Annotated in this window: 6 protein-coding genes; 1 reads left to right on the top strand and 5 read right to left on the bottom strand. The window is 63.1% G+C overall.

From position 1 onward, the window contains the following. Window positions 1–178 precede the first annotated feature (178 nt). Entirely contained in the window at window positions 179–1255 is a 1077-nt protein-coding gene (gene dnaJ, locus J3L12_RS10885) for a molecular chaperone DnaJ (protein ID WP_208015083.1), read from the top strand. Window positions 1256–1315: 60 nt separating this feature from the next. Here the strand turns inward: dnaJ and J3L12_RS10880 are convergent, their stop codons facing one another. The 5 genes from J3L12_RS10880 to J3L12_RS10860 form a co-directional block, all read right to left on the bottom strand. Next, entirely contained in the window at window positions 1316–2836 is a 1521-nt protein-coding gene (locus J3L12_RS10880) for a CoA-acylating methylmalonate-semialdehyde dehydrogenase (RefSeq protein ID WP_208015082.1), read from the bottom strand. 370 nt (window positions 2837–3206) lie between these two features. Next, window positions 3207–4982, bottom strand: coding sequence for a ribonuclease Y (rny, locus tag J3L12_RS10875; protein ID WP_208015081.1), 1776 nt, complete (start codon window positions 4980–4982; stop codon window positions 3207–3209). A 341-nt stretch (window positions 4983–5323) separates the two neighbouring features. Beyond that, window positions 5324–6373 (bottom strand): recombinase RecA, encoded by a 1050-nt coding sequence (recA, locus tag J3L12_RS10870; protein ID WP_208015080.1) that lies wholly within the window; start codon window positions 6371–6373, stop codon window positions 5324–5326. 32 nt (window positions 6374–6405) lie between these two features. Next, window positions 6406–6918 (bottom strand): RNA 2',3'-cyclic phosphodiesterase, encoded by a 513-nt coding sequence (gene thpR / locus J3L12_RS10865; protein ID WP_208015079.1) that lies wholly within the window; start codon window positions 6916–6918, stop codon window positions 6406–6408. Between the two features lie 130 nt (window positions 6919–7048). Then, window positions 7049–8260: a CinA family nicotinamide mononucleotide deamidase-related protein gene (locus tag J3L12_RS10860; protein ID WP_208015078.1), complete on the bottom strand. Its 1212-nt coding sequence runs from the start codon at window positions 8258–8260 to the stop codon at window positions 7049–7051. Window positions 8261–8309: the final 49 nt, after the last annotated feature.

Here is an 8309-nt window from a genome sequence, read left to right as displayed (position 1 = left end):
GTTTGCATCCTTCAATCGGACAAGCTAACCTTTCGATGGGAGGTCTTTCTGTTTTCACACAGCGTAATCTGCGCTGACAGGGGCCTCCCTTTCAACTACCCCCAGGGATAATCTCACCTTACTACCCGTGTGTTCAATCCCACAAGAAAAATACCTAAGCCTGTTAGACTAAACTTCGATGAACGACTACTACGCAACCCTGGGTGTAGACAGGAATGCGAGCGCCGAGGAAATCAAGCGGGCCTATCGCAAGCTGGCACTTCAGTACCACCCCGACAAAAACCCCGGCAACAAGGCTGCCGAGGAGAAGTTCAAGGAAATCAACGAGGCCTACGCGGTGCTCTCCGACCCCGAAAAGCGGGCCAACTACGACCGCTACGGTACTGCGACCCCCGGCGGGTTTGGCACTGGCGGCAGCAATTTTGGAGATATTTTTGACCTGTTTGAGCAGGTGTTTGGCTTTCGTTCACCGGGCGGGGCTGGCCGGGCGCCCCGTGGCGAGGATTTAGAAGCTGCTGTCGAGTTAGAACTCGCAGAGGTCTTGCACGGTGTTGAGAAAGAGCTCGAGTACGAGCGCATGGTTATTTGCGAAAGCTGTAATGGCCAGGGGGGCAAGCGGCAGACCTGTCGTTCGTGCGGAGGTCGTGGCACGCTCGAGCAAATCCAGCGAACCTTTTTCGGGAACATGGTGGCGCAGGTGCCCTGCACAGCCTGCCGGGGCCGTGGTTATACCCTCTCCGAGACCTGCCAGACCTGCAAAGGCCAGGGGCGGGTTCGCCGCTCGGAAAAAATCAAGGTCAATATGCCGGCGGGCATTGACGAAAACCAGCTTCTAAGGGTCTCGGGCATGGGCAACCTGGGGCTAGGGGGGCCCGGCGACCTGTATGTGCGTCCGCACATCCGCCCTCACCCCCACCTCCACCGCGAAGGCTCCAACCTGATCTACGAACTCAAGCTGGGGCTGGCCCAGGCGGCATTGGGGGTCAAGGCCCACATACCGGGCCTGGAGGGTGAGCTCGAGCTCTCCGTACCCCCTGGCACCCACGACGGCGAGGTGTTCGAGCTCGAGGGCCAGGGCTTGCCCCACCCGGGCAGCCGCAGCCGGGGCAAGCTACGGGTGGTTACGCAAATTGCCGTGCCCCAGCAGCTCTCCAAAAAAGCCCGCGAACTGTTGCGCCAGTACGCCCACGAAGTCGGCGAGGAGGTTGCCCCCGAAGGCTTCTGGGATAAGGTTAAGCGGGTGTTCAGGGGGTAGCCCCAATGCAAAAACCCCCACGCAATCGCAGTGGGGGTCCAAAAGCTCCAGCAACCTGCTCTACCGCACCTGCGGGAAGCCCAGGTCTACCTTGGAGGTGCTGGGGTCGGGCCAGCGGCTCGTGACCACCTTGGCCCGCGTATAGAACTGCACCCCCTCAGGGCCGTACATGTGCAGGTCGCCGAACAGGCTGGCCTTCCAGCCGCCAAAGCTGTAGTAGGCCACCGGAACCGGGATGGGCACGTTGATGCCGACCATGCCGGCCTCTACATCGAACTGGAACTGCCGGGCAGCGCCGCCATCGCGGGTGAAGATGGCGGTGCCGTTGCCGTAGGGGTGCTCGTTGATGAGCCGGATGGCCTCGTCGTAGGTCTTGACCCGTACCACGCTCAGCACCGGCCCGAAGATTTCCTCGTCGTAGCACTTCATGCCGGGCTTGACATGGTCGAGCAGGCTGGTGCCGAGGAAGAAACCTTCGGACAGGGCGACGGGATCCTGGCGCCCGTCCACCACCACAGTCGCCCCTTCCCGGGGGGCGTTTTCGATGTACGAGGCCACCTTGTCGCGGTGCTCACGGGTGATCAGGGGGCCCATCTCCACGCCTTCCTCGAGCCCCGGCCCCACCTTGATTTTGGGCATGCGCTCTTTGATGGCGGCGATCAGGTTATCGGCGGTCTGGTCGCCCACCGCCACCACCACCGAGATGGCCATGCAGCGTTCGCCCGCCGAGCCGTAGGCCGCGCTCACGGCGGCGTCGGCGGCCATGCCGATATCGGCATCGGGCAGCACCAGCATATGGTTTTTAGCGCCCCCCAGGGCCTGCACCCGCTTGCCGTTTTTGGTGCCGGTCTCGTAGATGTAGCGGGCAACCGGGGTGCTGCCCACAAAGCTCACGGCCTTGATGTCGGGGTGCTCGAGGATGCGATCCACCGCTACCTTGTCGCCCTGCACCACGTTGAACACCCCATCGGGCAGGCCTGCTTGCTGCAAGAGTTCGGCCAGGAAAAGGCTGGGGGAGGGGTCTTTTTCGGAGGGCTTGAGGATAAATGTATTGCCGCAGGCGATGGCGTTGGCGAACATCCACATGGGCACCATGGCCGGGAAGTTGAAGGGCGTGATGCCTGCTACCACGCCCAGCGGCTGGCGGATCTGGTACACGTCCACCCCCCGGCTGGCCTGCTCAGAAAAGCCCCCCTTGAGGAGGTGAGGAATGCCCGTCGCAAACTCCACGTTTTCCAGCCCCCGGGCCACCTCGCCCAGTGCGTCTGGTAGGGTTTTGCCGTGCTCGAGGGTGATGAGTTCGGCGATCTTGCGGCGGTTCTGATCGACCAGGTCGCGGAACTTGAACATGATCTCGGCCCGGCGCGAAAGGGGGGTTTGCCGCCAGGTCTTGAAGGCTTCCTTGGCCACGGCCACCGCACTATCCAGCTCCTCCACCGAGGCGAAGTCTACGGTGGCCTGTTGCTGCCCGGTGGCGGGGTTCCAGACCACGCCGCTGCGGCCCGAGTGGCCTTCAACCAGCTTGCCGCCAATCCAGTGCGAAACGCGCTTGAGGGTGATTTCAGGTTCCTTGACTGCCATATATCGCCTCCTTGTGGGCCAGAAAACTTTTGGGGAGGGGTAAAGCCCAGATAAGCCCATGGTAGGAGCAAAGACCCCTCAGGTGCAATGGACAGTCTGTCTAAATCCCCTGCCCTCTGTGCACGGGTCATCTCTTGGTGGCGCCACAGGATTCAAAAGCGGCGCAGGTGAACGGGATTATTGCTCTCTTCACAGACGCGGCTACTCACTAAAACGAGAATCCGTCTGGGCCCAGACGCGTGTCAAGCACCCAATCGTGGGGGCCGGCCCAGCCCACGGGTGCTTGGGTTTCGATTTTGCAAGCAGCCACCGTTCTGTCCAGGACAAAGGATTTTTGATCCCGGATGCTTCGATTGCTGCGAAGAGCGTTCTACTTCGCGTACTCCACAGCTCGGCTCTCCCGCACCACCGTGACCTGCACCTGGCCGGGGTAGTTCATGTCGCGCTCGATGCGCCCGGCAATTTCGCGGGCCAGCAGGGTGGCTTTGGCGTCGCTGATGCGGTCGGGTTTAACGATGACCCGCACCTCGCGCCCGGCCTGCACCGCGAAGGCGTTGTCCACGCCGGGGAAGCTGAGGGCAATGCGCTCCAACTGCTCGAGGCGCTGGATGTACTCTTCCAGGCTCTCGCGCCTGGCACCGGGGCGGGCCGCGCTGATGGCGTCGGCGGCGGCAGCCAGCACCGAGTAGAGGGTCTCGCCGTTTTCGGGGTCGTGGTGGTGGGCGATGGCGTCAATGACTTCCTTGGGCTCACCGAAGCGGGAGGCCAGGGTGATACCGATTTCGACGTGGGTGCCCTCGATCTCGCGATCTACCGACTTGCCCAGGTCGTGCAGCAGCCCGGCCCGGCGGCCCAGTGCGGCATCCAGCCCCAGCTCCGAGGCCATGATGCCGGTCAGGTGTGCTACCTGCACTGAGTGCTTCAACACGTTCTGGCCATACGACGAACGGAAGTGCAAGCGGCCCAAAAGCTGTACCAGGCCGGGTTTGAGGCCTACCACCCCGGCTTCCAGGGCGGCTTCCTCGCCGCGCTCGTAGATGAAGGTTTTCATCTCGTTTTTGGCTTTTTCCACCACTTCCTCGATGCGGCTGGGGTGGATGCGCCCGTCCTGCACCAGCTGATCCAGGGCCATCCTGGCAATCTCGCGGCGCATGGGGTTGAAGCTGCTGAGCAGCACGGCCTCGGGGGTGTCGTCAATAATCAGATCCACGCCCGTGAGGGCCTCGAAGGTGCGGATGTTGCGGCCCTCGCGCCCGATGATGCGGCCCTTCATGGCGTCGGAGGGGATGGGCACCACCGAAACCGCCAGGGCCGCTGCGGTCTCGGAGGCCTGGCGCTGGGCGGCCTGGGCCAGGAGCTTTTGCGCCTCGCGCTTGACCTCGAGCCGGATGCGCTCCAGGTTGGCCTTGACCCGCAGGGCCTTTTCCTCCTCGAGTTCGGCATCGAGCCGCGAGAGCAGCAGGTTGCGGGCCTCCTCCGCGCTCATCCCCGCCACCTCCTGGAGCTTCAGGTCAATCTGGCGCTCACGCTGGGCCAGCTCGGCCTGGCGGGCCTCGAGGGCTTTCTCCAGGGCATCGAGTTTTTCTTCCTGCTCGTCGAGCTTGGCGGCGCGGGCATCGAGTTGTTCCCCGCGTCGGGCCAGCCGTTCGGTTTCGCGCTTGAGCTCCTCGCGTTCGGCCCGGCTGGCCTGGAGGTCGGCTTGCAGTCGCTCGCGCTCGGCTTGAATGGAGGCCCGCTCGCTGACCAGGGCTTCGCGCTCGGCTTGCAGGCTGGCTTGCAGGCGTTCGCGCTCCTCTTTGAGCTGCTGGCGCAGGCGCTCCTCGCCCTGGGTGCGCAGTCGCTCGAGCTCGGCCTGCACGCTCTGGCGCAGGTTTTGTACCTCGGCCTGGGCGCTTTGCCGCAGGCTCTGGGCCTCGCTGCGGGCGGCCTCGAGCTGGGTCTTGGCCTGGGCCTGGGCCTGCTCCAGCGCCGTCTGGGCCTGGCGGCGGGCGGCCTCCAGGGTTTGCTGGGCCTCGCGGCGGGCGGCCTCGAGTTCGCTTTTATTAACCTCGGTCTGGCGGTTGCTGCGCTGCAAGAGCAGTACCACCATCACCACCAACACGATCACGATGAGCGTGAGTATCAGATCCAGGGGAGTAAAAGCCATCGGAACCTCCAGGGTTTGCAAGGAGGTTCTCACAGTTTCGGGTCTGGCAGGCGTTTAGTTGCTAAATAAATCTCCTGCTATTTCGGGCAAATCCGGGTACAGACAGGTTCCCTGGCATGTTCCAGATCACGCCGGATTGCCGGAGTCTTTCGCCCCGCTCCTGCGGAGTAAGGGTGGGAACCGCTGCTGGATTTGCTCGAGTCAAACGCCACACCAGAGGTAGATCGTTTCCAAACTCTACACCAAGCTGCCCTTTGGCCCCGTGCATCCGCACAGGGCAAATATGGAAAACTATGGCTTCCTGGCCCTTCATACTGGGAGAACCCCACCTAGCAAGCAGTTTAAGCCTCGGCAGCCATGGCAGAAGACTCTTCGTCCTCACCAGAGGTTGCCAGTACCGATAGCTTACCAGCTTGGGCCAAAACTTTCTCGCGGATCTCCTGGGCCATGCGGGGTTCGCCTCTGAGGAACTCGGCGGCCTTCTCCTTGCCCTGGCCCAGCCGGGTCTCGCCGTAGGAAAGCCAGGAGCCCGATTTGCTCACCACCTCGGCTGCAATGGCCACCGTCACCAGGTCGGCCAGGGGGTCAATGCCCTTGCCGAAGTACAGCTCGATCTCGTGCTCACGGAAAGGGGGGGCCAGCTTGTTCTTGGTCACCTTGACCCGCACCCGGTTGCCCACCGCCTCGTTGCCCACCTTGATGGGCTGGCCCTGCTTGCGCACGTCCAGCCGCACCGAGGCATAGAACTTGAGGGCCCGCCCGCCAGGGGTGGTCTCGGGGTTGCCGTACATCTGACCCACCTTTTCCCGAATCTGGTTGATAAAGATAGCCGCTGTGTTGCTTTTGGAGAGGGCCGCGGTCAGCTTGCGCAGGGCCTGGCTCATCAAGCGGGCCTGGATGCCCACAAAGGCATCGCCCATCTGCCCCTCGATTTCGGCCTGGGGTACCAGGGCCGCCACCGAGTCAATCACAATGACGTCTATGGCGCCCGAGCGGGTCAGCAGTTCCACAATTTCCAGGGCCTGTTCGCCGGTGTCGGGCTGGGAGACCAGCAGATCGTCGATATTGACCCCCAGGCTCTTGGCATAGATGGGGTCGAGGGCATGTTCGGCGTCCACAAAAGCCGCTACCCCGCCCATCTGCTGGGCTTGGGCGATGATGGAGAGGGCCAGGGTGGTCTTGCCGCCGGATTCGGGGCCATAAATCTCGATGACCCGACCCCTGGGAATCCCGCCGATGCCCAGGGCCATGTCCAGGCCCAGGCTGCCGGTGGAAATCACATCCACCTGCTGTCGGGGGGCTTCGCCCAGGCGCATCACGGCCCCTTTGCCAAACTGCTTTTCGATGGACTTTAAAGCCCCTTCCAACGCTTTTTGTCTCTCTTTATCCATATACGCTCCTATTCAGATTGCGGGGATGTCATTCAACCAAGCGGAAACTGTTCTATAACGCGATACTGTGCACCCGAACGCTCGAGCTTCGACTCCACCAAGCATACTGCTTTGGCCCGGAACTGTAGATTCATCACCAACGGCCCGATGCGGGGGGCCGGGCCCTTTTTGCGAGCCAGGGTCAGGTGAGGATGAAACGCTGCTGTTTCCAGGTCTGGAAGTGCTTGTTGTAGCCCTTTCGCCAGGGGCTCCAGACCCGTTCCGGTGGCCTTTACAAACCAGACCCGGGGGGAGCCAGTAGCGGGAAAGTACCCGGTTCCCCCCAGCACTACCTCAAAGGCGGGCACCGCGGCCGCCACTTCTCGTCCGATGCGGCGGAACTCGGGCAGGCGCTCCTCGGGCTGTTGACCCAAAAAAAGCAGGGTGATGTGAAGCTGGTGGACTGGACTCGGCTTCCAGCCCTTGAAGCCCCGTACCTTCTCCTGGGCCTGGCCCAGGGCTTCCTGCACCGTGCGCGGGGGGAAGATGGCATAGAAGAGCCTCATGAGGGTCTCCTCCGGCTGCGCCCATGGCTGCAGGCTGAGCCTCGAGGGCTAAGTTCGTTCACGGGGTTGGTCGGGTTCGTCTGGGAGTCGGCCCTCCGTTCACGACTCGGATGTGGGATGCACGGTATCGTCATTGGGCTCCCCGCAGTTCGGATACCAGAAACGCCAGGGCGGCATGGGCGGCCCGTTGGCGAAGCACATCGCGGTTTGCGCCGGGCAGGCGGTAGTGCCTAGACTTGACGCCGCCGGGGCCCGCCAGACCCACGTAGAGTGTGCCCACCGGCTGATCCTCGAGGGCCTCGGGCCCGGCTACCCCGGTGGTCGAGAGGGCGTAGGTTGAGTTCAGCATGTGGCGGGCGGTGGAAGCCATGGCCTCGGCGAAGGCGGCAGAAACCACGCCGTGCTGAGCGGCTACACCTGGGTCAATAGGGAGTTGGGACTTGGCAGCAAGGCTGTAAGGAACCAGCCCTCCCAGGTAACTCCGGGAAGCGCCCGCCACCCCGGTCAGGAGGGCCCCCAGCGCTCCGCCCGTTACGGACTCGAGGGTTGCCAGTGTGGCCTGTTGGGCTTCCAGCGCCTTGAGGGTGAGCACCGGCAAGGTGTCGCTATCCTGGCCCCAGACCGCCTGGCCCAACAGTGGGCGGATGCGCTCTACAAGGGGGTCTACCAGGCTTGGTTCGCCGCGCACCACCACCGCTACCCCGTCCATCCTGGCGTAGGTGCCCACCTCGACCTGCCCATTGCGCTTGAATAGCTCGCCCAATAGCTCCACAATGCGCGACTCCCCCAGGCCAAAGGTCTTGAAAGTCACCTGCTTGTAGGGCTTTGGCGGCAGGTGCAGTTGGGGCAGGGTCTGGGCCCACATCGGGCGCCACTCCGCCGGGGGGCCGGGCAGGCAGATCAGGTCTTTGTCTGCTTGATGCACCCACCAGCCGGGGGCGGTGCCCCGAGGGTTCTCGATCCAACGGGCCGAGGGGATTTTGAGGGCCTGTTTGCGGTTGGCCTCGGGCATCTTCCAACCCCGATCCGCAAAGAGCTTCTCGAGCCACTCCAGCACTACTGGGTCTAGCTCCAGGGTTTCACCCAAAGCCGCCGCGATGGCCTCGCGGGTAATGTCGTCGGGGGTGGGGCCCAGCCCCCCCGAAAGCACCACCAGCCGGGCCTTTTGCCAGGCCTGATGCACCTCCTGGGCCAGGGTTTCCAGGTCGTCGGCAACCCGAAGCGTTCGGCGCACCTCCACGGCGTAGGGCTGAAGGCTGACGGCGATTTCTGCCGTGTTGGTATCCACGGTTTCGCCATACAGGAGCTCATCCCCTACCCCGATTATTTCTGCTAAAAACATAATAACCCCTATAGATTACAGCAACTTTTGAAATCCGTCAAAGGCGGAT

Origin of the sequence: Meiothermus sp. CFH 77666 (assembly GCF_017497985.1) — a bacterium.
Lineage (GTDB): Bacteria > Deinococcota > Deinococci > Deinococcales > Thermaceae > Meiothermus.
This window is presented reverse-complemented; position numbering and strand designations above follow the sequence as displayed.

Coding starts and splice junctions, on each gene's coding strand:
- dnaJ (WP_208015083.1), top strand. CDS start 179: ATGAACGACTACTACGCAACCCTGGGTGTAGACAGGAATGCGAGCGCC.
- J3L12_RS10880 (WP_208015082.1), bottom strand. CDS start 2,836: ATGGCAGTCAAGGAACCTGAAATCACCCTCAAGCGCGTTTCGCACTGG.
- rny (WP_208015081.1), bottom strand. CDS start 4,982: ATGGCTTTTACTCCCCTGGATCTGATACTCACGCTCATCGTGATCGTG.
- recA (WP_208015080.1), bottom strand. CDS start 6,373: ATGGATAAAGAGAGACAAAAAGCGTTGGAAGGGGCTTTAAAGTCCATC.
- thpR (WP_208015079.1), bottom strand. CDS start 6,918: ATGAGGCTCTTCTATGCCATCTTCCCCCCGCGCACGGTGCAGGAAGCC.
- J3L12_RS10860 (WP_208015078.1), bottom strand. CDS start 8,260: ATGTTTTTAGCAGAAATAATCGGGGTAGGGGATGAGCTCCTGTATGGC.